Origin of the sequence: Bacillus cereus group sp. BfR-BA-01350, from assembly GCF_022663775.1 — a bacterium.
Taxonomy (GTDB): Bacteria; Bacillota; Bacilli; order Bacillales; family Bacillaceae_G; genus Bacillus_A; species Bacillus_A paranthracis.
The window spans coordinates 34,484-58,303 of record NZ_JAKUGD010000013.1; the positions used below are offsets into that span (position 1 = coordinate 34,484).

Here is a 23,820-nt window from a genome sequence, read left to right on the forward strand (position 1 = left end):
CCTTATACCGTTTATTACACCTTCTATTATGCATTCTATTATAATATCTATCACAAGGTATCTTATACATCTAAAAATAGGACCTATAACGTACTTCAATATAAATTCAAAAATATCTTCCAGCATATATCCCCTCTTTCTACCCTTCAATTATAACTGGAAAAAAGAGAACTTTAAAAGAAGATCAAATAAATAATCATGCAAGATTTGACCAACTTAAAGCTACTTCAGCAGCTATTTTTTGTATCAACTAGCAATTTCGTTTTCAATATGTGAAAAGGGATTTCTAAATGATGAAGTGAATATATATTTATTGTTTTCTAGCTCTCAGGTGATTTTTTTACATAAATTTAATTATATCCCAATTAAAGGTTTTGAGAGGAGAAATAATATGAATCCTATTTTATTAGATGTTCCGTTACAAATAGAAACAGATAGACTCATTCTTCGAGCACCACTGCAAGCTGGTGAAGGGAATGTAGTACACGAAGCTATTAAAGATTCCATTCGTGAATTAAAGCAATGGTTGTCTTTATTCCAGTCCATTCCTACTGTTGAAGAAACGGAAATTCTTCTGAGAAATGCCCATATAAATTTTTTGAAAAGAGAAAGCTTTCGCTACCTTATCTACCATAAGGAGACGAATAATTTTATTGGAACAGCTAGCCTTCACCGAATTGATTGGAATGTTTCTAAATGTGAAATTGGATACTGGGTTAACACGCAATTTAGTGGCAGTGGATACATAACAGAAACAGTACGTGCGTTAACAAACCTTGGATTTCAGTTATTTAAATTTAGAAGGATTGAAATCCGATGTGAAGCTAGTAACACGAAAAGTCGTGCGATCCCTGAAAAATTAGGTTTTGAGCTTGAAGGGGTATTACGTAATGAAGATGTTTCAGCTGACGGCAAACAACCAGCTGATACTTGCATCTATGCAAAGATAAATTAGTTTAAGATTTTAAAATTTGTTATACAAATATCTTAAGGCTCGTTTCTAAATTTAGAAGGCGGCTTTTTGATTTTTTACTGTAAAAGAAAAGACCTCCTTAACGATTGCACTCCATCGCTAAAAAGGTCTTTCTCTATTTCAACTAAAAACTTAGCACTCTTCTGGCTTACCAGCGTTCGTCGCTGTACGGAAAGATGATCCACATCCGCATGATGCGATTGCGTTTGGATTATCAATTGTAAATCCGCCGCCAAGCATAGATTGTTTATAATCAATTTTTACTCCTTTAACAATCGGAGCACTTTCTTTATCGATAACAAATTCGACACCGAAAAACTCAAGAACTGTGTCGTCTTCTTTTGGTTCTACTTCAAATCCTAAGCCGTAAGAAAGACCACTACATCCGCCGCCGTGTACAGCAAGGCGCACGTACTTCTCTCCATCTTCAGCATCTTTTAACATATCTTTAATTTGAAAAGCTGCTTGTTCTGTTACTTCAATCATGAAATACACCATCCTTTCTGTTCTCGTTCTATTATACATCTTTACGCTTCTATCTTGTACTCATACACTCCGTGGCAAATTACTTCTGCTGGTCCTTTCATTAACACGTTGCCTTCTTCTGTCCATGCAATCATTAAATCGCCACCAGCTAAATGAACTGTAATTTCCTTACCACGTTCCATTTTTCCATTTAAAATAGAGGCTACAACTGCAGCACACGCCCCTGTTCCGCAAGCTTGTGTTACACCAGATCCACGTTCCCAAACGCGGAAGTTCATCTCTTCCTCATTCAAAATCTCAATGAATTCAACATTTACTCGTTCTGGGAACATTTCATGTGTCTCAAGAACTGGTCCAAGTGTTGTAAGAGGTGCTTGTTCTACATCATCCACAAAAATAACTGCATGCGGATTTCCCATTGAAACAGCTGTAAATGCATAACGATGGTTATTGTATAAGAAGTTTTCACGAATAAATGGTGTTTCACCTTCGCCAAGCATCGGTATTTCTGCACGCGTTAAACGCGGTGCTCCCATATCAATTTTCGCTAACGTAACTTTCCCTTCTTCTACCGTTACTTCAGCCGTTACAATGCCAGCTAACGTTTCAATTGTGAAAACTGTATCTTCTACTAGTTTATGCTCATACGCATATTTCGCTACGCAGCGTAGACCGTTACCACAGCTCTTTCCTTCTGATCCATCATTATTAAACATGCGCATTTTCACCGGCGCTACGTCAGACGGACAAATTAAAATCATTCCATCTGCTCCAATACCAGTATTAATATTTGAAACCTTTTCCGCCACAAGAGCTAAATCTTCTTCAGGAATTTGTTCTTCAAACATATTTACATATATATAACTATTGCCAAGACCATGCATTTTTGTAAAAGAAAATTGGCTCATTTGTATTCACTCCAAAAATAATTTGTTATTTCAAGTATAAAATGCACGCTTTTAGAACACAATATGAATGTCCCCCGTTTCTCATATTTGACAACATTTGGCGATGAGCCATTCTTGCGCAAATTGTGTAAGAAAAAAGCCCTTCTAAAAAGGGCCTTTTTTATTTATATACAATATTATCCTCCCCTGCGAAATAAAATTTTATCTAATAGAAAAAGAAAAAGGTGCTGCCGATTGCAACACCTTAAAACATTGGATTTTCATCCAAATACTCATATACATTATTAACAAGTTCTTCTACTGTAGCCCCTTGTACCACTTCACCATTTACAAGAGCAAACGGTCCTTCAAAACAAATACCACAATATCCTAAACAACCATACTCCATTACATCTAAATTCGGATCTTTTTCTAATTTCTCTAAAGCGGCTTGTGAACCACTCGCAAGGTTACCTACACAAAATTCAATTAATGGTTTAATCAAAATTCTCCCCCCTGTACTACAAAACAAATTACTTTCTGACTTCATCTATAAGAAAAAAACTAAGCTGTTTCTTGTTGTTTTCATTACACCTTCTAAACTATTTAGTTACTTCATTATTTCACTTCAAAATAGATGATTCCTTCTATATAACATGCTATTTACGATGAAATGGTAACTAAATAATGCAGATCGTTTACTCTACTTTTCTTCTTATTGTACAACAGAGTATTCATTCATGCATTGTTATTTGTTCACAAATTCGATATAATTTGATTGAGTAAAGTCAAAATATTTTATTAATATAAAATTTTATGATTAGGGGATATTTCAACAGAAAAGGGGTAATCCATCATGAAACACCTCGTAATATTAGGTGGCGGCTACGGTGGAATGAGAATTCTGCAGCGGCTACTTCCAAGCAACCAACTTCCGGATGATGTACAAGTGACATTAATCGACAAAGTACCATATCATTGCTTCAAAACTGAATATTATGCATTAGTTGCGGGTACTATTTCAGAAACGCATATTCGTATACCGTTTCCTGAACACCCACGCCTCAATATTCAATACGGCACAGTAACAAATATTGATCTCGAAGAAAAAGCTGTTCATCTCGATGGCGGCGAAGCGATCCAATATGATGATTTAATTATTGGACTTGGCTGTGAGGATAAATACCATAACGTTCCTGGGGCGAAGGAATATACACATAGCCTACAATCGATTGAACAAACACGTAAGACATATGAACAATTAAATAGTCTAGAACCAAATGCAACGGTAGCTGTCGTTGGTGCTGGATTAAGTGGCGTTGAGGTTGCAAGTGAACTTCGCGAAAGCCGTTCTGATTTAAAAATTTACTTATTTGATCGAAAAGATAGAATTCTATTCCCATATCCAGAGAAATTAAGTAGATATGTAGAAGAATGGTTCGTAAAACATAAAGTTACTATTATACGAAACTCTAACATTACAAAAGTAGAGCCAAATATTGTGTACAACCACGATGAACCACTTGAATGTGATGCAATCGTCTGGACAGCTGGTATTCAAGCAAATGAAGTTGTTCGAAACCTTCCAGTTGAACAAGATGGTAGCGGACGGGTTGTTTTAACAAAATATCACAATATTCCAAATAACGAGCATGTATATGTTGTAGGAGATTGTGCAGCACTTCCACACGCACCATCTGCACAACTTGCTGAAGGTCAAGGGGAACAAATTGTCCAAATATTATTAAAACGTTGGCATAATGAACCACTTCCTGACGAACTACCTGTCATTAAATTAAAAGGTGTTCTCGGCTCTCTTGGTAAGAAGCACGGCTTCGGTTTACTCGCAAACCAACCACTAATGGGACGTGTACCGAGGTTATTAAAATCCGGTATCCTCTGGATGTACAAATATCATAACGGTTAATACTTAAAAGGCTGTCTACTAATTAGACAGTCTCTTTTATGAGTTAAAATATAATTATCAGACACATTTTTCTCAATATAGATAATAATTTATTTTTCATTTTTATATTAAAAACTATTGATGAACAGTGTATGCTATTTATAAGTTGTTTTATTTCCTTTAAGACCGAAGTCATTCGGTCTTATTTTTTGTGTTGTAAATACTTTTATAGGAGGCATTTCATTTCACTTATGAACGTAACGAAACTAAATGATCGCATAGAAGCGAAGAAGAAAGAATTGATCTATCTCGTTGAAAAGTACGGATTCACTCATCATAAAGTAATTTCTTTCAGCCAAGAATTAGATCGTTTACTTAATTTATTAATAGAACTCAAGACGAAGAAAAAACGTTGCTCTTTATAACCGTTATCTTCTCTTTTTTGATACGATATAACTAGAATCAGAAAGGAGCCATCTATGTTTATATTAAAAGACGTTACATATAAAGATATACTGCACATTCCTTATTTACAGATTCAAAAAGAAAAAATTACATGTATTATCGGTGAGAGTGGGAGCGGAAAAAGTACATTGCTCCGTATGTTAAATGATCTACAATCTCCAACATCTGGAATAATTGAATATAACGGAAAACTAATTTCTGATTATCCCCCTATTCAATTACGACGTGACGTAGTCATGCTTGGGCAAACACCACCTATTTTTGATGGAACTATTAAAGACAATCTATTAATGGGACTTCGTCTTTCTGAAAAACCATTTCCAAATGATGCTGCCTTGCGAAGTGCATTAACGACTGTTAGCTTGGAAAAAAATTTAGAAGACAACGCTGATTCATTATCAGGTGGCGAAAAACAACGCCTTGCTTTTGCACGTATCGTACTTATGGATCCACCTGTCTATTTATTAGATGAACCAACTTCGGCGTTAGATAGCGATACAGAACGACGCGTTATGAAGCAATTCACTACGCTAGCAAGAGAAAAGAAAAAAACAGTTATCTTCATCACACACTCACAACAACTTCCAGAAGAAATTGCAGACGATATTATTGAGATTAGTAAAGCAAACGGTGCAACTAGAAAGGAAGTGCTCTCAGTTGAAGGGCGTGATTGAACTCCAAATTTGGCAACTTGCCGCTGCATATATTTTCATTCTTATTTTAATCGGGCTCGTGAAATTAAAAGGGATACCTCGCGAAAAACAAATCGCGCTCGCAACGTTCCGTATGACGATTCAGCTCGTACTCGTTGCCTATGTCCTTACATACGTATTTGAAAATAGTAATCCATTTTATACAATTGCTCTTATTACTTCTATTACTACCTTTGCAATTTTTAATATTTATAAACGAGTGAATATCCCAATGTCTAAAGAATTAAAACGAGTAGCCGCCCTTTCCATGGTAGCCGGATCAATTGGGCCACTTCTACTATTTATCTTTGTTATTATCGGTCATGACCCTTGGTATGCGCCGCAATATATCGTTCCGATTACAGGAATGTTAGTTGGGAATGCAATGACTGGTGTTTCTCTCGGTGCAAATACGTTCTTAAACAATATGAAATCACAAAGAGGTCAAATTGAAGGAGCACTTATGCTCGGCGCAACGCCGAAAGAAGCCGCTGCCCCGCTCATACGCGACGCTTTTGACTCTGCTATTTTACCAACGATCAATTCTATGGTCGGAATGGGGATTATAAGCTTACCGGGCATGATGACTGGTCAAATCTTATCTGGTGTATCACCATTTACAGCTATTCAATATCAAATCGCAATTATACTCGGTATTTCAGGAAGTACCGCTTTTGCTGTTATTATCTTTTTACAGCTTGGATATAAAACTTTCTTTAATAAGCGGTGTCAGTTGAAGGAGATTGACTATGGCGGACGGTAATCTAGCTTTTTGCTCGGTAAATGATGCACCTTTCTCGGTGAGTGAAATTATATCGACGATTTTTCGAATATATCTATCATAACTCAAAATATATCAACGATTTTTGAAATATATCGACGATTCGACAAGGAATATCGACTTACCGACAAAAAATGACATAATAAAAAGAGGAGGCCTATACGCCTCCTCTTTTTATTTACTTACGCCTTCTTAACAAATTGTGATTTTAACTTCATAGCTCCGAAACCGTCGATTTTGCAATCAATATCGTGATCACCATCAACTAGACGGATGCTCTTTACTTTCGTACCGATCTTCACAACTGAAGAAGTTCCTTTTACTTTTAAATCTTTAATGACAGTAACAGCATCGCCGTCTTGAAGAACGTTTCCGTTCGCATCTTTTACAACTTTTGCACCATCATTATTTTCAGCTTCTGCTTCTTGGCCCCACTCATGAGCACATTCTGGACATACGAAAAGAACGCCATCCTCATACGTATATTCTGAATTACATTTTGGACAATTTGGTAAAGTAGCCATAAATTTATTTCCTCCGTTCATTATTTATACGTAAAAATCAAAATTGATGTTTACATCTCGATAAATAAAATTTGTATAGCATTTCTATATAGTGCCATAGTCTCACGTTATTGACAAGCTTACCTCAAATTCTCATTTTTTATTGTATTTTACAAAATTTCAATTCGTATGGTGTTTCCAAGTAAAAAAGAAGAACCTTCACAAGATTCCCCTTTTCAAAATGAACGAGTTCTCACTAGAACCCCCAACCATTTTCTTCAATGTAAAATTGATATTCCTCTAACTCTTCTTCACTTAACTTCTTATTATTTTCATGTACTTCTTGCCATTCAAAATAGTCTTCACTAAAATAAACAGCAAATTTAATTTTCACGTTCTTCTTCTCTGTATAATCATAGCCAGTAAATTCTACTACATCATAATCTTGTTCTTTCTTCACAAACTTCCAAGTTGGATTATCCGTCATAATCTCTAAAGTCACACCTTCACTACTTGAACGAACGACATTTTTAATATTTGGCTCAGTTGGTAAAAGGGAAAGGCCAAAGGTTGCTCCGCCAAATACTAACCCTACTATAATGTGTAAACCAATCATACCAGCAAAACTAGCGCCACCCTTTGATTGTAAATAATACGCCTTCTCATGATCTGGCATATCTTCTCCCTTATGTAATACACGAACAGCGTGCTTATAATATAAACGATTTCCTTGCCATCCAGTAAATATCATCGTTCCTAACTGAAGAACTAAACTACATGTTAAATAAATCCCATCTGGAATATCTATAAAAGGAGTTACAACGATACTAGGTACCGCCAATAACGTAAGTATCATAAACAACTTATACATTTTACGATAAGCTAACCAAAAAGGTGGGAAGAAAAAGGCTACCCAATTCCACGTATTTCCTTGCGCTGGATTTTCTACTTTGCCCCACTTAAAGTCATAATAAGCTGTATTCTTTTGAACAACTTTATGCAACTCTTGCGGGGAATTTGTTTCTTGTAAAACAGTGTCCTTCACGTACATCATCCTTTTCTTCTTTCTACATACATGTATTTTATAGAAAAAAAAAGAAGGAATCTAACAAAAAGTACATATATTTCATAAAAATGAACATAAATCGAATATATTCCTACAATTTCCCGTTTATTATTCCATTTTACTTTTAAATATATTAGAATACTTATGAATGATAGGTTTAATACACTAAGTTAATTATTTTATATATTCACTAAAAAGGATGCATCAAAATCATTTTATACATCTTTTTTAGTGAATATATACTACTATTTTAAAACAAACATCTCGACTTAAGAGAACTCACAAATTAGCTTTCTACTATTTCAAACATATTTCCACTTACGCAACTAATGAATAACGCATCATTGACTTTCTCCATTGCTACAATAAAATCTATTGCAACAACATTTTTAGGCAGTTTAATTATATCTTTTACCTCCCCACATGCAGCATCAAGTATTATCAATTCTAAATTTGAAGTTGCAATATAAATTTCTCCACCTTTATATAACAAAACCTCTGTAATATCATGTAGAGTATTATTGTTCCAAAGCACTTTACCTGTTTGAATATTAATACCACAAATTCTGCCTTCTCCTAAGGACAATACCATCATCTCTCCGATAAGAAATCGAGGCAATTCAATTTCAGACGGCATATTTACTTCATATAATTTTTGACTATTCTTATGATCATAACATTGTATTTGTCTACTTATATCTTCATATCCATACTCTGTTCTTGTTAATATTATTTTTGATTCATCTGATACAATGTGAGAATACCAGGCCTCATCAAGAGCTTTTTCAAAAATTAAGTTACACCCCTCTTTTCCGTATTCCCACTTTTGTAATACCTCCATTGCTACACATATAAAATGTTCATTAGTTAAAGCAACTGGTTCATTTGGATTACATTCTTCAATTGTTTGTTTCCATCGTGTAGAAGCGTCTAATAATTGAATAGCAATTGTAGCGTTACTATATACATCCATTTCCCCATCTTCATCAGAAGGATTCCCTGCTAATACATAGTAATCTGGGCCCAGATGGCACTGCAATTTTTCTCCTCCGACTCGAACATTCTTTTCCCATACTTTTACTCCACTTTCAAGCTCTAATAAAACATTGTAGCCTTCCTGTGTAATAACTAATAAACGTGGTAATTCTTCCCTCGTAGTTTTTACATCTTGTATAATATGTCCTTCTATTTCTAAATTCCATAGAAACTCCCCAGAACTTGATGAAATAGCGTACAATTTCGCAATATTTCCTCCAAATCTATTCGCATGCCAAATAACTGTGACACCATTCACAGTTATGCAATTACAATCTTCTACTAGTGGAATATGACACTGCCAAATCTCTTCTTTCGTTTCACTATCGAGTTTACGAATTTTGTGGTTATTTTCCTCTACATAAAAGATACTCTTCTCATCATGAGATAGTACCGGAGTAAATATCGGTTCAACCTCTATCCCCTTTAAATAATTCCAGTTTAATTCATACTTACCACTTGTAGAATGATATGTTCGGTACATAATTGCGTTATTTCCATTTACAAGTTCAGAAAGAAATGGCTCAATTTCTAAAATTCTATGATACGTATCTTTTATTCGGAAAGAATCAACTCCACTTATGTAAATCTGCTCTATCTCCTTTTTAAGAAACGAAAAGATTACTCGTAAAAATTGCTCGCTATCAACACTAGCTAACTTTTTTCCTCTCTGATTAATAATAAGAAAGTCCCCATCCTTCTTCTTAAACTCTACCTTTTTTTCATATCCATCTAAAAAAATCACAGCACCATCATCTTTAAAACATTCACCCCATGCGTCAAACAACTGACAAATCGGGTCGACTATGTCTGTTTTTTCTTGCAACACAATACTCTCATCTATACTAATTACTATTTCTCCGGTATTTTCTGTCGGCAGTTTATTTAGTTCGATTTGAAACTTTTTCATTATTTCCTCCCTCTATTGCTCGTTATTCAAACTAACTATAATATATGACATAAGATTCTTAAAACTATTATTTGAGGTGATCCAATATGAAGACTACAATTTGGACAGAAGATGATTATTTAAAACTAGCACCTATTAACGACGAACTAATCAAAAAAGCAGAAGAAATACTGAACGTAAAGCTTCCAGAATCGTACATAAACCTTCTAAAAGAACAAAATGGAGGAACGCTTCGCCTTGATGCTCATCCTACTTCAGAGCCGAATTCTTGGGCAGACGATCACGTTAATGTTTCTGGCTTATATGGCATTTCTTTTGATGAAAATGAATCTAGTATTTTAGAGAGCCGTTATTTCATTCAGGAATGGGGAATGCCTGAGAATCTCGTACTCTTATCTGGGGACGGACATACGTGGATTGCATTAGACTATCGAAATGTAGCTGAAAATCCTCCAGTTATATTTATTGATAATGAAGTTGAGCAAATAATTGAATTAGCACCTAACTTTGAAAGTTTCTTACAAAACTTAACTACATATGAATATGACGAAGAGTAAACCTTATTCTAAAGCGGTACAAAATTCCATTGCAAATTTACATGCTGCTTTAAAACTGCTTGAATTTAAGAAAAAAAGACATACATTTTGCAAAGCTGAAAACGGATTTTATAAACTCATTAACATACAAAAAAGTCAATTTGGAGATGACTTTTATATACATATAGGAGTTCATCCTATCGGTCTCCCGCAGCTTATCACGGACCAATTACTAATTAAAGAAAACATCTCAATATTCGATTGCATTCTGCGAACGAGAATAGAGCCTATACATATGAAACAGAACCAGTTATTGCATACTGTTTCACATGAAACTATCGACATTCCGAATTATCTTTCTACTATTTTCGACTGGTTTCAAGTGTGGGCATCTTATGAGAATTTAGTAAAAATAAATATACATTCCGTTACTCCAGTACTAGCCGTCGTTCCAATATTACAGGAAAAAGCGTTTTTGCTTCTTACTTGTTTCTCTTTCTACAATTTAAAACAGTACGAGCAAGCTAATCACTACTTACAGCAATATTTGCAATGTGCTGTACATCTGAATACCGAGGAAAAAGAGCCCGTATTCTTTCACGAAGTTGACATGTATATGAAAAAACTAGTAGAAAACGCAATGTGCTTTCTACTAGTGCTTTATCACACTTTTATATCCTTCTCCTACAACGCCCAAGTAATATTCATTTCTTCAAACGACTCTTTACTAACTTTCAATCCTTCACTATCATCCATTCCGATCATTGCTACTTCTTCTTTAGACAACATAATTTCTTCGTTTGGATTTTTGATTTTTCTCTCATATACAAGTTGTACAAGCTCTATTTGTTCCTCTGTCAGCTCATACTCTTCTTCTAGTCTTTCCATTGCTGATTCTGTATCAAGTAATGGAATTTCTAATAAGAATCCGCCATGCTCTTCCATCTCTTCAAATGAATCAATTGAATACGCACCGCTATCCTCAATCCAAAATGCAGTTGTAATAAAAGGAACTGTTTCACCTTCTACTTCTTCTAATACATATTGAAGTGCTTCTTCTTTCGCAATATCTATTACTTCCGAAGGAGCCCCTTCAAAATAACTTTTCTCATCAATTCTCTCACTATTCACATCTTGAAGACATACAATCGTATAATCCGGATGAAACGTAATTGTCCCTCTTCCACCTTGACTATCTTGCATACTATAGTTACATCCATCCCATGAACTTTCATGCGAGAAATCAGGAGCATGTGCTACAAAGATTGCATTTGCAATTGAATTTAAGATGCAGCCTTTCCATAATTGTTCTCTATCTATATGTAATTTATATTTACTCATCGTCTTCCTCCACACACATATTTTTTCTATTATCTTTCCTCTACATAATACTTGTAAAGCCTTTCCCAACTACTACATAATACGAAAGACGCCCTTTCAAAAAGGCGTCTTTTTTACAGTTGAAAATTTACTAATAAATAAAATGAATTGTTTAATACATGAATTCCAATTGGAACGAGTAAATTGTTTGTTTTCTTATAGGTGTAGGCTAAACTTATCCCTATACCAAAAATATATAAAATACTCCCTACTGTAAGGGGATGCCCTAAAGTAAATATGAAAGCACTTATAACGGCACTACTAAGTGTAGAGAAGCGCTGAGATAATTTCATAAAAAACATACCTCGGAATACAAGCTCTTCCCAAATCGGCGCAAAAATCGTGAGTACAACTACATATAAAATGATTTCATTTTTAGTAGGCTCTATTACTATATTAGATTCCCCCACACGAAGCCCATGTGGTAAAACTAAATTTAATACCGCAAGATATATAAGCAGTACGATCATCGTCATTATTATTGTTACATAATGTTTTGAGTTATTGAATTGTATTGATTTTAGTAAATGCACACAGTAATTTCTTGCCGGTGCATACATTACAATAATCATACAAAACGTGAAGGGTGAAATGAGATGATTTACATACCACGGATATAATGAGAATTCATATAAAAAGTTCAAATAACCAATTCCATACATTACCCCAAAAATAATTACGATCATACCGATTACTTCTAGCATACTCATTTGTACATTCTTTTCTTTATATGTAACTAATTCCGTGTTCACCATATCCCCTCCAGTATAATTAAACCTTTTTAACCATTATATACCAAATTAAACATAAAAAAAGACAATACACTCAACTGTATTGTCCATTTTCTTCCCTACCATTTCTCTCTACATGTTTCAATCAAATGCAGTAAGTACCTCTTCGTCATATCTGCCCTTCTCCACCTTGAGAGCATTCGCTTTTCTTTTGGATTTTGCCGTATTCTCGCTACTTCTTTTAATAAAGACTTCCATTCTTCCGCTGAATGTTCGTACAAGTATTGCAATCCTCTATCTTTTGAAACGATTGTTTTATAATTTAGTGTATATAAAATGCGCCCCATCGTAACAACCGCTGATTCTACCCATTCTTCTATAAAGAATAAATATGGCTGCTTCGCCTTCCCACTCCAGTACTGTTCTACGTTGTATTTCATCGTATTTACTACATCATCCCACCTTATTTGGAACGAAAGTTCTTCTGCTTCTTTCCCGATTACTGTAATACCTTGATTTTTCAAAGTCCACCATGTGACTGCATTAATATCCCAATGTCCTATATTCGCCTTACCATCCGCACAATACACGTACTCATTCATTTCATCATTGTACTTCCCTAAATCAGCAAGCGGAATATACATACCATCCATTCTTTTCCCTAACGTACTACCACTAAGTTTCTTATGCAGTTCTACCAGTTGCTGTTTTTCAGCTTCATTCACGGGATCACTTATTACCGTGACAAAATCAACATCGCTCGTTTCTTCATGAAATGCACCGAGTGCGATGGATCCGTAAATATATACGCCAACTATTTTTTCATCTAAAAAAATTTCTTTTAACCCTATTATGTATCGCTCCATCAACCGCTCTACTTCTTTTGATAACGCATGCTTTACTACATTCTCCACATCTATCCCTCCAATAAAAAAAGCCTTTGCAATTCGCAAAGACTTCCTGCTTTATAAATATTTCTCGATTTCTTCGTAAACATCCTTCAAACGAGGATTTCCTTCTCCAACAATTTCTCCATTTACAAGAACGACCGGATAAAATAAATCTTCCTCCACTACGCGCTCTGCGAATGCTTTTTTCTCTTCATCTTCTTGTTCTTCTTGAAAATCAATATACTCGAAATTAAATTTATTTTCTTGTCCTTCATATTTACGACCAATCGCCGCTTGTAACCACTCAAACGTTTCTGTTGAAGATGGCATTCCAACGCAGCTCGCACAAATTACTTTCGTCCCATACACTTGCACATTAACCATTTCTTCTCCCCCACTTCTTGTTCTAACAGTATATTCAGATACCTTATTACATAAGCACATCATTTTACAAACTTATTCCATACCCCTATACTGAAAAAACACGTTGTAAACATGATAAAAAATTTCGGCAATAAAACAAGAACAGAAAAAATAGATTTTCCCCTCTATCTTGATTATAATAAAACTGATGAAAGGAGTCGATAAAAATGGAAAACCCACATATGCAAGAACAAGTACTAGAAGTATTAGATAAATTACGTCCATTCTTACTTCGCGATGGCGGTGACGTTGAGTTAGTAGACATTGAAGAAGGTATCGTAAAATTACGCCTTATGGGTGCATGCGGAAGCTGCCCAAGTTCTACAATCACACTAAAAGCTGGTATCGAACGCGCATTACTTGAAGAAGTACCAGGCGTTATCGAAGTAGAACAAGTATTTTAATCTAAAAGCAGAAGCGGCTCGTTCAGAACAGGAGGTCATTGGAGCTCCTGACGAAGAGGCGCTTTTTGCCTCACAGGAAGGCGCGAAATGGCCGACTGTTCTAGCCGCTGGAGCTAGATATTAATTAAAAGCGTAAGCGGCTCGTTCAGAATGTGAGGAGGATGGAGCTTCTGACATAGAGGCGCTTTTTGCCTCGGCGGAAGAAGCGAAGCCACCGAACATTTTAGCCGCTGGAGCTGGATATTAATTAAAAACAGAAGCGGCTCGTTCAAAGCCACTTGCTAAAAGGAGACCAAATTTGGTCTCCTTTTTTTATACAAATCACATTTATCCGTTAACATCATAAAACAAAATTGGAAATCCTTCTCAAAAAATGCGATAATTGATACTATATAGTGAATCGTTCACACATATAAAGTAAAAAACATAGGGGGACGACACATGCCAAAAATGGGGAACACGTTTTTAACAATTCAAGAACTAGAAAAGAAAAAAGAGTATTTATTAGACCTTTCATCCGTTATACCAACATGGAATGCGAGCTATCAATTTTTATTTAAAGAAATCCAGCAAGAATTATTGAGTAAAGTAAATGAAAAAATCGAAAAACATCAATTCATTTTAAATATATGTGCAGATCAACAAGTAGGGGCATAATGTATTACATACAATTGTGGTATATAAAAAAGAGACCTCAATCGGTCTCTTTTTTATATTTTTAAGACAGCCAATCTAATTTTCTAATCCCAAGCTTATCAACTGGTAAACGGAGTGAGCCATAAAAATGCTTCATAAATTGCTCAGAGCGGTTCACATCGTGTAGAATGGCTTCTAAGCGATCTCTATATATGCTTTTTTGTTCTTCGTTTCCAGTTTGGTAATATCGTTCGACTGTTTCAAAATAGTGAAGTGGGAACAGCAGTCTTGCAAATAATAGGCGCCACCCAAATGAGGATAGCGAATAATTCCGTTCATAATCTGTAACAAATTGAACGATTGTTTGCTCCCAGTCTTTCTTTTTTTCAATCATCATATAGCGGATTAATTCTGCTATATCTCGAGTCGGGTGATCATACACCCAGTCAAAAGGAAGTTTGAGACGCTTCGTTTGATGCCATAATAAAGGTGTGAATCGTTCTTGGCAAATTGTTGCTGCATCCGTTAGTTGCGGTGTGTCATCCATTTCTGTATCAACAACATATTGAATGGCATTTTCCGCAACTCCTAAGTAATACGGGAAGGATTCAATAAACAATTGATCGAATACGTCTGTAGGGTGGTTCATTACTTGTGATTGCCAAAACTTTTCTAACTGATCGAGCCTTTTTTCCCATAACGCTTTCCATTCACCAATGCGGCTTAATTGCTCAATTTCTTCTGGAAAGAATGCACCTCGTTTATGGAATATAGAAAGCTCACTTCCTAATGACGTAGCATGTCGTTCTAACGCGCGCATACCTTTTAATAAGCAGTAATTTTGTTCTTCTATCTCACTTACATAGTAGCCGTGTATAGTCGGAACGAAAGTCGCTACAGTTATATCCCCTTGCTGGTTCATATAGTCACTGAGCTTTTTCATCTCTACAAGTACTTCTTCCTCCATTTCTCCAATTGGAACAAGTACATAAATTTTGTTGCGAATCCAAAAGCTTTTATAGGGGCCAAGGGGGATTAATTCTTTAACATGCATATGATAATGCTCATAAATATGATGAATCATCGCAGTCGCCACCTATGGTTTTTCTTTATATATATGAGCTTGTGCTCGCCTTTCATTCCTATGCACATGATAAAGCAACGAAACGTATACAAATACTAAAAAGAAAAAAAGGTGATAAACATGAAAGAATCAAATCAACTACAAGAAAGAGCATTACAACTATTACAAGAACGCGGTGTAACAATTGACGATATTGCTGAGCTTGTTCATTTTCTTCAAAAAAAATATCATCCAAATTTAGAGATGTCAGAATGCCGTTATAACGTTGAGCGTGTATTATCAAAACGTGAAGTACAAAACGCACTAATTACTGGTATCGAACTCGATGTTCTCGCTGAAAAAGGAATGTTAAGTGAGCCGTTACAAGATATCGTAAAACGTGATGAAGGCTTATACGGAATTGATGAAGTGATCGCACTTTCTATCGTTAATGTGTACGGCTCTATCGGTTTCACAAACTTTGGATATATCGATAAATTAAAACCTGGTATTTTAGAATACTTAAATGATAAATCAACTGGAAAGGTGCATACATTCCTGGACGATATCGTTGGCGGAATCGCTGCCGCTGCTTCAAGCCGTTTAGCGCACAGAGCTGAGCATTCGGAGTGAAATATGAAAGACCGTCAGTTTCATACTGACGGTCTTTTGTATTCCATGAGCATAAATTCTCTTCCGCGGCTCAAAAAAATAGGACCTTGTTGAAAACCTATTTTTTTATATAGCGTAATCGCTCTTGTATTAAATGTCGCTACGCTAAGTCGAAACGTTTTCGGCTTAAATTCTTTAACAGCAAAGGCTATCCCAGCTTGAAAAAATTCTTGCCCCATTCGCTTCCCTGTTAACGCCGGCTTCATGCCAAGTCCGATATCAATTACATCTTCTCCACCATATAAATGAACATCTCTTCCCCCTGGCACTTGTGCATTTTCTCCAAAGCAAAAATAGCCGATAAACTCTCCCTTATCGTCACAACAACCATAATACGTCCCATCTAATAATTCTTCTATTACTTCTTCCTCACCTGAAAAACTATACAAATGATAAGGTTCTTCATACATCCACGTATTTATCTCATTCGCTTCTTCTACCGTTAACTTATGTATATCCATCCTTCTCTCCCCTAATCAAATATTCTATATATACTCATTCATTTTTAGCGCCTCATTTCCCTCTAATCGAAATATGCATAATTACATACGCACACCTATGAAACAAATGGTACAATTTATTTGAATCGCTGTTGCTACACTTCTTGATCAAAGAAAAGGCGTTAAAACGGATATTAGCGCCTTATCAAACTCAAGCAATTGGCATATTTTGTCATCTTGAAAGACACTCAAAGGAGTGTCTTTTTTTTCTATACCTCACAAGGACTTACTCATTTCAAAGCATCAATACATAAACTAATGTAACTCTTTACATGCACGAATCCTTTTCTCAAAGTTTTGAAGTAGACTCAAAATAAAAAAGCACTCTTGGCTAGAGTGCTTTTTACTTTCAAATCAGGAGGTTACATATATGGATAGTACTCTCGTATTTAACTTCGGCATTGGTATTATCATTATTTTATTTGTTTTCTTTGTTCTTTGTATGAGTGGTGTGTAACAGTCTTTTATGCTGATAACTCTTTTAAAGTATCACTTAATTTGAACTTTCTTAATTGTAATGATGCAATCAATGCTGCCCCCGCTCCAAGCATCACGCTAGCTAAAGCCAGTATGACAACTTGATTATACGGAATAATAATAACCGTTAACTCTAAGCTTGATAACACGATATAACTAAACAAAATCCCACCAAAAATGCCAATGCAACCAGCTATCGCTCCAAGTAAAGTTCCCTCTAATAAAACGATCCTTCTCATTTGCTTTGGGATAGCTCCTACCGCACGAATCATACTAATTTCAGCACGTCTTTCATGTAAACTTGCGACTATCGCATTCATTAATCCTATACCAGAAATAATGAAAACAATTACAACTAACAAGCGAATTAACATCATCATTTGTGATAATAACTGCTCTTGTTCTTTCAATAAATCATGACTATTTATAACTTCTATATTCTCTTTATTCTTTGTAATTTCTTTTACTTGCTTCTTAATTGCTTCAAATGACTGATTAGAATTTGTCATAATTTGAATCGCTTCATATCCTTGTACGTGAAACTTATCGCGAGCCCATTGTTCATTTACAAAAACATCTAACCCTCTTAACCTTAATCCTTGCTCAATAATCGAAACGACTTTAATCGTTTGTTTTTCTTTTCCCTTTCCTTGTACTTCAAACGTATCTTGCAACTGAAGCCCTAAATTTTTAGCCACTTCCTTCGTAATGACTCCCTCACCATCTTGTAACGGCTTACTTAAACTTTGCCCTGAAATCACTTTCGCCTTTGTTACTTTCTGATACGCTACAATATCATTACCTACAACTTCCATTGAATCAGAGTTCAAATTGTTTTTTTTCCTAAATTCATACCATTCTTGATTCGCTTTTTTAAAGTCATAATTCACAAGCTTTGCTGTAAAGTCAGTAGCATTCCCAACACTCGCCTCTACACCATCAATTTTTTTAACCTTCTCCATCCAACTAAACGGTAATGTTTCTATTCCTTGCGACTCTACTGGAATTCTTACTACTAAGTCCGCTGGTAAATGTTTTTGTAATCCTTTTTTCATACCTTCATACATAGAGTTTACATACATCGTTCCAACAAGTGCTAACATAAAACCAAATGCTAGTATAGCAACCGACACAGCTGCCTTATTTCGATAACGAATGACATTCCGGCTACTAATCGTCGTTTCAATTCGTAATATCATTTGAATCGGTTTTGCAATCACTGGTGCTATCACGCGAATAAATAACGGAATCGCAAATAACAAACCGACCGCAAATAAAAGCGCTCCTATCGCACTTGGATTAAAACCGATATACTCCTCTAATACGCTACCTGCTAGTCCAATAACAGTACCAATGATTAAAATGCTAAGGCTAAAAGCACTCCATCTTTTTTCTTTTCTCTCATTACTAGGAAGACCTGGGCGGAGTGCTTGAACTGGTGGAATCTTTCTAACCATAAAAGCTGGTATAATAGCCCCTAGGATAGACATAACAATCCCTAGTAAAAAAGTAATAAGTAAAATCTCACTTGAAATCGCGAATGATGCTTTCCCTGCTTCCTCAATATTCACCCATTTGTTAATGAATGATGCTGCAATTGTTTGCGTACCTGCTCCAAGAATAACTCCTGCTAGTGATCCGATTGCCCCAATACATAAAGCCTCTAATAAAACGACTAATATAATTTGATTTGGATTACTACCAAGTGCACGTAATAATGCCCATTGCTTAAATCGACTTCTGACAGATAAGAAGAAACTTCCCATTATTAAAAGGGCTACTACAAATAAGGCAATACCACCTAAACTAAAAATTAAAGGCTTCATTACATTTAGTCGTTCAAATGCCTTATCGACATAAGTACGTTGATCCACCTTTATATTTTCTATCTTCTTATTTACCTCAAGAGCAATCGTCCTTTTCACATTTACATCGGCTGTTTTCACTTGAACGAGATTGAACTGATTTGGTAGATTTAATTCTTTTTGAAGCCAATCGATTGGAAAATAAGCACTATGTCCCATTGCTGCCATTAACGGCGGATTTAAAATGCCGACGACTTTCACATTCTTTTCTCCATGCTGCGGAAATGGCAACTGAATCGTATCTCCTATCCGTATATTTTCACGTTCTGTATACCCTTTTGTCAGCGCTACTTCAGCCCCTTCTTTCGGATATCGACCTTCTACTATTTTATAAGAATGCATTTCTGGAGAATCTTGCTCAACACCCCAATAGGACGGCTTTCCTGATAGCTCTTTATAATTTGGAAAAGGATACGGTATAAGTACTTTTGATATTTTTTCAGCATTTTCTAAGCCATCTATTCCTTTTAAACTTTCATTATTTAAATACATATCGTTTTTTATATAGCCAAATTGTAAATTATAATCTCCATATCGGCTTACTACTTGTTCCTTCACACTCTTCTCTACTGATTGATTTCCTAGCAATAACATCGTCGCTAACATAACACCTAAAGCTGCACCGAGAGCAATCAACATATTTCGCAGCCAATTTTGTTTCATCGATTTTACCGCATATTTAATTACCCATCGCATCACCTTTACCTCCTACTTTAAAGTGGCGATTCATAATCTCTTGAATATGAGTAACTTGTTGCGGGATATTTCGAAATTTCCATCCTTTACTTTCAGCATGTTCATGAATCACTTCACCATCTAATAAGAAAACAACTTTATCCGCATGAGCCGCTACGAACGGGTCGTGCGTTACAATAACAGCTGTTTTCCCTAACTCATCACACGCATTGCGAAGTGCCGCAATTATGTTTTTGCTATTTTCCGAATCTAATGCCCCTGTTGGCTCATCCGCTAATATAATTGCCGGTTCATTTGCAAAAGCTCTTGCTATCGCAACCCTTTGCTGTTGCCCGCCTGATAACTGTGCTGGTAAATGTTTTTCTTTTCCCTTCAATCCAACAAGCTCTAATAAACGAGTTGCTGTCACCGTTGCCTTCTTTTGCGATACATTATCTAACAGTAACGGCAACCCCACATTCTCCTCTGCACTAAACACCGGAATCAAATTAAACTGCTGAAAAATAAAACCGATTTTATGCCGTCTAAATAAAGCGAGCTCTTTTTCTTTTAATGTGGAAATCTCTGTACCGTCTACTCGAATACTACCTACCGATGGAATATCTAATCCACCTAACAACTGAAGTAAGGTCGTTTTACCCGAGCCACTTGCTCCCATAATACAAACGAAATCTCCTTTTTGAATTTGAAGATTAATGCCTTTTAATATTTTGACTTTACTATCCCCAATATCAAATGATTTTTCTAACCTTTCAATTTCAATAATATTCATCCCCATATCCCCTTCTCTCTCTATTTACCAATCTATATATTCTATTCAGAAATGCAAAATCCCTACTATTTTGTATTTTTTTGTCACATACTAACATTTGTTTATCACAGCAAAAAAATTGACTCTTACAAGAAAAGTAACCACAATAGTTACATGAATACATAAAAACCATTCACATATCCACAAATAGGAGGAATAACAATGAAACATGTAATCGTTTATGCACACCCGAATACAGAAAGCTTCAACCATGCGATTTTAGAAACGGTAAAAAGTGAATTAGCAGAAAAAGGTCATGAAGTTCGCGTTCGTGATCTATACGAATTAAACTTCAATCCAGTATTAGGCGCTACCGATTTCATCTCATTTTCTCAAGGAAACACACCAGCAGATATTAAAGAAGAGCAAGAGCATATCTCTTGGGCTGATAGCATTACATTTATTTATCCAGTTTGGTGGGCGGGACTTCCTGCTATTTTAAAAGGATACGTTGACCGTGTATTTAGCCACGGCTTCGCTTATGCTTACGGTGAAAATGGCATCGAGAAGTTATTAAGCGGTAAAAAAGGATTATTATTATCTACAATGGGAAATACGAAAGAGGCATACCTAGCCGGCGGTATGTTTGAAGCAATGAAAAAAACAGCTGATGTTGGTATTTTTGAATTTACAGGTATTGAAACAATTGAGCATACATTCTATACGAGTGTTCCTTCTGTGGATGACAGTGTGCGTAAACAATATCTTGAAGAGGTTAAAGATGTTGTGAATCGGGCATTTTAAATAAAATTATATCAGCACAACTCAGATTATATCGGCGATTTTCTAAATATATCGACTTACCAACAAAAACCGACACTAATCACAACTGAATATTAGCCCACATTAATCGGGCTACCCGCAAATATTAGAAAAAAAGCTGCTCCAAAGTTTGGAACAGCTTTCTTCATTACATCTTCTCAATCCACTCCGTCAAGTTATGCACAACTTGCGTCGGTTGAACTTCGTATTCTGTTAACTTCTCCACAGTTGTTACTCCAGTGTGGACAAGAAGCGTATGCATGCCAGCATTTATTCCTGCTAAAATGTCTGTGTCGTAGTTATCCCCAACCATTAATGCTTCATTTTTTTCTATGCCAAGCACTTTTAAAGCTTGTTCCATAATGATTGATTCTGGTTTTCCGATAAAGATCGGATCCACACCTGTTGATACTGCTACAACTGATGTTAATGAACCGTTACCTGGTAATAATCCGCGCTCAGTCGGAATGGCAATATCTCCATTTGTAGAAATAAACGTTGCGCCGTTACGTACAGCAAGACAAGCTTTTGCTAACTTTTCATATGTGATGTCACGATCTAAGCCAACAACAACGAAATCAGGATTTTCATCTACAAGTTCAAATCCTTTTTCCACAAGCGCATCATGTAAACCTTCTTCACCAATCATATATACAGTTGCGTCTTGTTTACGTTCGTAAATGAAGTTTGCTGTTGCCATACTCGTTGTGAATACTTGCTCTGCTTTCGCTGGAATATCGAAACGAACAAGTTTTTCTGCCACTTGTTCTGGTTTACGAGTTGAGTTATTCGTAACGAATAAATACGGAATGCCGCGCTCTCCTAACGCTTTGACGAAGTCGCTTGCTTCTTCAATTTGTTCTTCTCCGCGATACATTGTACCGTCTAAGTCAATTAAGTAACCTTTATACATCGATTATGTCTCTCCTTCTATGCTAACGTTCTCACCTTATCATACCACTCTTATATTACCCGCTTTTCCAAAAGAAAAAAACGCTTTACCTTAAAGCGCCCCATAACGTTCATTTTTTCTCTTTTATTTGGTAAGAACAACTACAATCGCCCTCGCACATGTTTGCTAGCGTTTTCACATCTGCGTTCGCAAATAAACGATTATACATCTCTTTTTCATCTTCACACACTTGCGGGAATCTCTCGGCAATTTCCTTTAACGGACAGTTTTGCTTTTCAATTACGAAAGAATTCTCTCCGTCTCTCTTAATTTGAACCATATAACCATTTTTCTCTTGCATAGCTGCTATCTCTTGCACTTTATATGCTAAATTCTTTTGATTACTTACGCGCTTTTGTAACTGTTCTTCCATACGCTTCGTTCTCTCTTTTAAAACGTAACGAAGTATTTTTTCATCGCCCATTCGTGCTAAATCTTCTAGCATATCAATTGCAAATTGCTTATACTCTTTCGGGAATGTATCTTCTCCCTTTTCGCTTAATCCATACAAATAAGTTGGTCTTCCGACATGTTGCCTTACCATTTTGGAATAGATGAAACCATCTTTCTCAAGATTACTTAAATGTCTTCGAATTGCCATTTCTGTAATCTCTAAAACTTCAGCTAGTTCCGCTACGGTGTGCTCTCCCTTTACTTTCAACAACTGCACAATTTCATCTTTCGTCGTACGTGCTTCCCCCATGCTTCACCCTTCTCCCTCACATACAATATAAGACCCCCAAAAGGCATTCTCTGGGGATCTTATAAGCATAATTATTCTGGTACAAATGCAGATACAGGTCCTAATTCCTTTTCTAAATAACTGCGAATATTTGCTGGGTATTTCCCTACCACCGCAATATGTTTTTGAATCGTCTTATATAATTCATCATGATTCATTTGAATATAATCTTGCGTAAGCATTTTTCGAAGAAGAATCACTTCTTTCATTCCTTGTCCTTCTTCTGCACTTATCACTCGCTCGTCCATTAAAATATCGATAATATCTTCATAACTTCCTGGATCGCGCATAATAAATCCATCAATCATCGCATTTCCTACATCTAATACAGAATCAATCATTAGATGCGCTATGCGTTCTAATGCGTAAAATTCAAACTCGGTTTCATATATCTTTTTCTCTTGAAATGTACTTGTTGCTCGTTCTAAACATACTAGCATTTGTTCTATTTTCTTTCTGTCTACAAAATACATGAATGTCACCTACCTGGAAATTAAAGCATTTACATTTTAATTGTAACGCTTTCTTCTGAAAAAATCGACAATTTTTCGAATTCACCTTTTCCCCGTAATTTGT

General features: G+C 35.7%; 27 protein-coding genes and 1 pseudogene. 11 read left to right on the top strand and 17 right to left on the bottom strand.

Annotated elements, in window-relative coordinates; translation table 11 throughout:
* Nucleotides 1-391: 391 nt before the first annotated feature.
* Nucleotides 392-955 (top strand): GNAT family N-acetyltransferase, encoded by a 564-nt coding sequence (locus MR147_RS22305; protein ID WP_074606387.1) that lies wholly within the window; start codon nucleotides 392-394, stop codon nucleotides 953-955.
* Between the two features lie 150 nt (nucleotides 956-1,105).
* On the opposite strand, the gene MR147_RS22310 is transcribed toward MR147_RS22305, so the two are convergent.
* The 3 genes from MR147_RS22310 to MR147_RS22320 all read right to left on the bottom strand — a co-directional run bounded on the left by MR147_RS22310 (nucleotide 1,106) and on the right by MR147_RS22320 (nucleotide 2,851).
* Nucleotides 1,106-1,459, bottom strand: coding sequence for a HesB/IscA family protein (locus MR147_RS22310; RefSeq protein ID WP_000573822.1), 354 nt, complete (start codon nucleotides 1,457-1,459; stop codon nucleotides 1,106-1,108).
* 41 nt (nucleotides 1,460-1,500) lie between these two features.
* Complete coding sequence (gene dapF, locus MR147_RS22315; protein WP_000077385.1) at nucleotides 1,501-2,367, bottom strand: diaminopimelate epimerase; 867 nt, start codon at nucleotides 2,365-2,367, stop codon at nucleotides 1,501-1,503.
* Between the two features lie 244 nt (nucleotides 2,368-2,611).
* On the bottom strand, nucleotides 2,612-2,851 hold the full coding sequence (locus MR147_RS22320; protein ID WP_000595026.1) for a YuzB family protein: 240 nt from the start codon (nucleotides 2,849-2,851) through the stop codon (nucleotides 2,612-2,614).
* Between the two features lie 351 nt (nucleotides 2,852-3,202).
* On the opposite strand from MR147_RS22320, the gene MR147_RS22325 reads away from it, so the two are divergent.
* The 4 genes from MR147_RS22325 to MR147_RS22340 all read left to right on the top strand — a co-directional run bounded on the left by MR147_RS22325 (nucleotide 3,203) and on the right by MR147_RS22340 (nucleotide 6,172).
* Nucleotides 3,203-4,273: an NAD(P)/FAD-dependent oxidoreductase gene (locus tag MR147_RS22325; RefSeq protein WP_000682073.1), complete on the top strand. Its 1,071-nt coding sequence runs from the start codon at nucleotides 3,203-3,205 to the stop codon at nucleotides 4,271-4,273.
* Between the two features lie 230 nt (nucleotides 4,274-4,503).
* The gene (locus MR147_RS22330; RefSeq protein WP_001103330.1) at nucleotides 4,504-4,677 is read left to right on the top strand and encodes a Spo0E family sporulation regulatory protein-aspartic acid phosphatase; all 174 of its coding nucleotides are present in this window, start codon (nucleotides 4,504-4,506) and stop codon (nucleotides 4,675-4,677) included.
* A gap of 54 nt (nucleotides 4,678-4,731) precedes the next feature.
* Entirely contained in the window at nucleotides 4,732-5,391 is a 660-nt protein-coding gene (locus MR147_RS22335; RefSeq protein WP_074606389.1) for an ABC transporter ATP-binding protein, read from the top strand.
* Complete coding sequence (locus MR147_RS22340) at nucleotides 5,375-6,172, top strand: ABC transporter permease (RefSeq protein WP_000679255.1); 798 nt, start codon at nucleotides 5,375-5,377, stop codon at nucleotides 6,170-6,172. The genes MR147_RS22335 and MR147_RS22340 overlap by 17 nt, the downstream gene beginning before the upstream one ends.
* Nucleotides 6,173-6,372: 200 nt before the next feature.
* Here MR147_RS22340 and phnA read toward each other — a convergent pair whose 3' ends face one another.
* The 3 genes from phnA to MR147_RS22355 all read right to left on the bottom strand — a co-directional run bounded on the left by phnA (nucleotide 6,373) and on the right by MR147_RS22355 (nucleotide 9,704).
* Complete coding sequence (gene phnA / locus MR147_RS22345) at nucleotides 6,373-6,714, bottom strand: alkylphosphonate utilization operon protein PhnA (RefSeq protein ID WP_000212737.1); 342 nt, start codon at nucleotides 6,712-6,714, stop codon at nucleotides 6,373-6,375.
* A 235-nt stretch (nucleotides 6,715-6,949) separates the two neighbouring features.
* Nucleotides 6,950-7,744 carry a DUF2628 domain-containing protein gene (locus MR147_RS22350; protein ID WP_074606390.1) on the bottom strand — a complete coding sequence of 265 codons (795 nt, stop codon included), beginning with the start codon at nucleotides 7,742-7,744 and terminating at the stop codon, nucleotides 6,950-6,952.
* Nucleotides 7,745-8,045: 301 nt separating this feature from the next.
* On the bottom strand, nucleotides 8,046-9,704 hold the full coding sequence (locus MR147_RS22355; RefSeq protein ID WP_074606392.1) for an outer membrane protein assembly factor BamB family protein: 1,659 nt from the start codon (nucleotides 9,702-9,704) through the stop codon (nucleotides 8,046-8,048).
* A gap of 86 nt (nucleotides 9,705-9,790) precedes the next feature.
* On the opposite strand from MR147_RS22355, the gene MR147_RS22360 reads away from it, so the two are divergent.
* Nucleotides 9,791-10,261, top strand: a complete 471-nt coding sequence (locus tag MR147_RS22360) for an SMI1/KNR4 family protein (protein WP_074606393.1) — start codon at nucleotides 9,791-9,793, stop codon at nucleotides 10,259-10,261.
* Nucleotides 10,248-10,883 (top strand): annotated as a pseudogene (locus MR147_RS22365) (DUF4304 domain-containing protein); the annotation flags it as partial. The gene MR147_RS22360 and the pseudogene MR147_RS22365, both read left to right, overlap by 14 nt.
* Nucleotides 10,884-10,924: 41 nt before the next feature.
* Here MR147_RS22365 and MR147_RS22370 read toward each other — a convergent pair.
* From MR147_RS22370 to MR147_RS22385, 4 genes are all read right to left on the bottom strand, one after another.
* On the bottom strand, nucleotides 10,925-11,581 hold the full coding sequence (locus MR147_RS22370; protein WP_074606395.1) for a hypothetical protein: 657 nt from the start codon (nucleotides 11,579-11,581) through the stop codon (nucleotides 10,925-10,927).
* Between the two features lie 113 nt (nucleotides 11,582-11,694).
* Complete coding sequence (locus tag MR147_RS22375) at nucleotides 11,695-12,372, bottom strand: CPBP family intramembrane glutamic endopeptidase (protein ID WP_242304756.1); 678 nt, start codon at nucleotides 12,370-12,372, stop codon at nucleotides 11,695-11,697.
* Nucleotides 12,373-12,470: 98 nt separating this feature from the next.
* Nucleotides 12,471-13,265 carry a nucleotidyltransferase domain-containing protein gene (locus tag MR147_RS22380; RefSeq protein WP_074606397.1) on the bottom strand — a complete coding sequence of 265 codons (795 nt, stop codon included), beginning with the start codon at nucleotides 13,263-13,265 and terminating at the stop codon, nucleotides 12,471-12,473.
* A gap of 51 nt (nucleotides 13,266-13,316) precedes the next feature.
* A complete protein-coding gene (locus tag MR147_RS22385; protein WP_000248594.1) occupies nucleotides 13,317-13,625 on the bottom strand; it encodes a DUF1462 family protein in 309 nt (102 codons plus the stop codon).
* 206 nt (nucleotides 13,626-13,831) lie between these two features.
* Here MR147_RS22385 and MR147_RS22390 point away from each other — a divergent pair, with 206 nt between their 5' ends.
* Nucleotides 13,832-14,068, top strand: coding sequence for a NifU family protein (locus tag MR147_RS22390; protein ID WP_000431159.1), 237 nt, complete (start codon nucleotides 13,832-13,834; stop codon nucleotides 14,066-14,068).
* A gap of 441 nt (nucleotides 14,069-14,509) precedes the next feature.
* Nucleotides 14,510-14,725: a hypothetical protein gene (locus MR147_RS22395; protein ID WP_001125487.1), complete on the top strand. Its 216-nt coding sequence runs from the start codon at nucleotides 14,510-14,512 to the stop codon at nucleotides 14,723-14,725.
* Nucleotides 14,726-14,786: 61 nt separating this feature from the next.
* Here the strand turns inward: MR147_RS22395 and yutH are convergent, their stop codons facing one another.
* Nucleotides 14,787-15,788, bottom strand: a complete 1,002-nt coding sequence (gene yutH / locus MR147_RS22400; protein WP_000581272.1) for a spore coat putative kinase YutH — start codon at nucleotides 15,786-15,788, stop codon at nucleotides 14,787-14,789.
* A gap of 120 nt (nucleotides 15,789-15,908) precedes the next feature.
* Here yutH and MR147_RS22405 point away from each other — a divergent pair, with 120 nt between their 5' ends.
* Nucleotides 15,909-16,400 carry a phosphatidylglycerophosphatase A family protein gene (locus MR147_RS22405; protein WP_000665103.1) on the top strand — a complete coding sequence of 164 codons (492 nt, stop codon included), beginning with the start codon at nucleotides 15,909-15,911 and terminating at the stop codon, nucleotides 16,398-16,400.
* A gap of 20 nt (nucleotides 16,401-16,420) precedes the next feature.
* On the opposite strand, the gene MR147_RS22410 is transcribed toward MR147_RS22405, so the two are convergent.
* The 3 genes from MR147_RS22410 to MR147_RS22420 form a co-directional block, all read right to left on the bottom strand.
* Nucleotides 16,421-16,900, bottom strand: coding sequence for a GNAT family N-acetyltransferase (locus MR147_RS22410; protein WP_074606398.1), 480 nt, complete (start codon nucleotides 16,898-16,900; stop codon nucleotides 16,421-16,423).
* Between the two features lie 503 nt (nucleotides 16,901-17,403).
* The gene (locus tag MR147_RS22415) at nucleotides 17,404-19,977 is read right to left on the bottom strand and encodes an FtsX-like permease family protein (RefSeq protein WP_139302698.1); all 2,574 of its coding nucleotides are present in this window, start codon (nucleotides 19,975-19,977) and stop codon (nucleotides 17,404-17,406) included.
* Complete coding sequence (locus MR147_RS22420; protein WP_074606402.1) at nucleotides 19,961-20,749, bottom strand: ABC transporter ATP-binding protein; 789 nt, start codon at nucleotides 20,747-20,749, stop codon at nucleotides 19,961-19,963. The genes MR147_RS22415 and MR147_RS22420 overlap by 17 nt, the downstream gene beginning before the upstream one ends.
* Nucleotides 20,750-20,950: 201 nt before the next feature.
* Between MR147_RS22420 and MR147_RS22425 the strand changes: the two genes are divergently transcribed.
* Nucleotides 20,951-21,532 carry an NAD(P)H-dependent oxidoreductase gene (locus MR147_RS22425; protein ID WP_074606403.1) on the top strand — a complete coding sequence of 194 codons (582 nt, stop codon included), beginning with the start codon at nucleotides 20,951-20,953 and terminating at the stop codon, nucleotides 21,530-21,532.
* A gap of 166 nt (nucleotides 21,533-21,698) precedes the next feature.
* Here the strand turns inward: MR147_RS22425 and MR147_RS22430 are convergent, their stop codons facing one another.
* The 3 genes from MR147_RS22430 to MR147_RS22440 all read right to left on the bottom strand — a co-directional run bounded on the left by MR147_RS22430 (nucleotide 21,699) and on the right by MR147_RS22440 (nucleotide 23,717).
* The gene (locus MR147_RS22430) at nucleotides 21,699-22,463 is read right to left on the bottom strand and encodes a TIGR01457 family HAD-type hydrolase (protein ID WP_000276467.1); all 765 of its coding nucleotides are present in this window, start codon (nucleotides 22,461-22,463) and stop codon (nucleotides 21,699-21,701) included.
* Between the two features lie 109 nt (nucleotides 22,464-22,572).
* A complete protein-coding gene (locus MR147_RS22435; protein WP_000503356.1) occupies nucleotides 22,573-23,205 on the bottom strand; it encodes a helix-turn-helix transcriptional regulator in 633 nt (210 codons plus the stop codon).
* 71 nt (nucleotides 23,206-23,276) lie between these two features.
* A complete protein-coding gene (locus MR147_RS22440; protein WP_000274014.1) occupies nucleotides 23,277-23,717 on the bottom strand; it encodes a DUF86 domain-containing protein in 441 nt (146 codons plus the stop codon).
* Nucleotides 23,718-23,820 lie beyond the last annotated feature (103 nt).

Excerpts from the sequence above, each read along its gene's own strand:
- MR147_RS22330 (WP_001103330.1), top strand. The coding sequence starts at position 4,504 with ATGAACGTAACGAAACTAAATGATCGCATAGAAGCGAAGAAGAAAGAA.
- MR147_RS22350 (WP_074606390.1), bottom strand. The coding sequence starts at position 7,744 with ATGTACGTGAAGGACACTGTTTTACAAGAAACAAATTCCCCGCAAGAG.
- MR147_RS22370 (WP_074606395.1), bottom strand. The coding sequence starts at position 11,581 with ATGAGTAAATATAAATTACATATAGATAGAGAACAATTATGGAAAGGC.
- yutH (WP_000581272.1), bottom strand. The coding sequence starts at position 15,788 with ATGATTCATCATATTTATGAGCATTATCATATGCATGTTAAAGAATTA.
- MR147_RS22385 (WP_000248594.1), bottom strand. The coding sequence starts at position 13,625 with ATGGTTAATGTGCAAGTGTATGGGACGAAAGTAATTTGTGCGAGCTGC.
- MR147_RS22420 (WP_074606402.1), bottom strand. The coding sequence starts at position 20,749 with ATGAATATTATTGAAATTGAAAGGTTAGAAAAATCATTTGATATTGGG.
- MR147_RS22305 (WP_074606387.1), top strand. The coding sequence starts at position 392 with ATGAATCCTATTTTATTAGATGTTCCGTTACAAATAGAAACAGATAGA.
- MR147_RS22335 (WP_074606389.1), top strand. The coding sequence starts at position 4,732 with ATGTTTATATTAAAAGACGTTACATATAAAGATATACTGCACATTCCT.
- MR147_RS22310 (WP_000573822.1), bottom strand. The coding sequence starts at position 1,459 with ATGATTGAAGTAACAGAACAAGCAGCTTTTCAAATTAAAGATATGTTA.
- MR147_RS22390 (WP_000431159.1), top strand. The coding sequence starts at position 13,832 with ATGGAAAACCCACATATGCAAGAACAAGTACTAGAAGTATTAGATAAA.
- MR147_RS22360 (WP_074606393.1), top strand. The coding sequence starts at position 9,791 with ATGAAGACTACAATTTGGACAGAAGATGATTATTTAAAACTAGCACCT.
- MR147_RS22415 (WP_139302698.1), bottom strand. The coding sequence starts at position 19,977 with ATGCGATGGGTAATTAAATATGCGGTAAAATCGATGAAACAAAATTGG.
- MR147_RS22395 (WP_001125487.1), top strand. The coding sequence starts at position 14,510 with ATGCCAAAAATGGGGAACACGTTTTTAACAATTCAAGAACTAGAAAAG.
- MR147_RS22435 (WP_000503356.1), bottom strand. The coding sequence starts at position 23,205 with ATGGGGGAAGCACGTACGACGAAAGATGAAATTGTGCAGTTGTTGAAA.
- dapF (WP_000077385.1), bottom strand. The coding sequence starts at position 2,367 with ATGAGCCAATTTTCTTTTACAAAAATGCATGGTCTTGGCAATAGTTAT.
- MR147_RS22425 (WP_074606403.1), top strand. The coding sequence starts at position 20,951 with ATGAAACATGTAATCGTTTATGCACACCCGAATACAGAAAGCTTCAAC.
- MR147_RS22325 (WP_000682073.1), top strand. The coding sequence starts at position 3,203 with ATGAAACACCTCGTAATATTAGGTGGCGGCTACGGTGGAATGAGAATT.
- MR147_RS22430 (WP_000276467.1), bottom strand. The coding sequence starts at position 22,463 with ATGTATAAAGGTTACTTAATTGACTTAGACGGTACAATGTATCGCGGA.
- MR147_RS22405 (WP_000665103.1), top strand. The coding sequence starts at position 15,909 with ATGAAAGAATCAAATCAACTACAAGAAAGAGCATTACAACTATTACAA.
- MR147_RS22410 (WP_074606398.1), bottom strand. The coding sequence starts at position 16,900 with ATGGATATACATAAGTTAACGGTAGAAGAAGCGAATGAGATAAATACG.
- phnA (WP_000212737.1), bottom strand. The coding sequence starts at position 6,714 with ATGGCTACTTTACCAAATTGTCCAAAATGTAATTCAGAATATACGTAT.
- MR147_RS22440 (WP_000274014.1), bottom strand. The coding sequence starts at position 23,717 with ATGTATTTTGTAGACAGAAAGAAAATAGAACAAATGCTAGTATGTTTA.
- MR147_RS22355 (WP_074606392.1), bottom strand. The coding sequence starts at position 9,704 with ATGAAAAAGTTTCAAATCGAACTAAATAAACTGCCGACAGAAAATACC.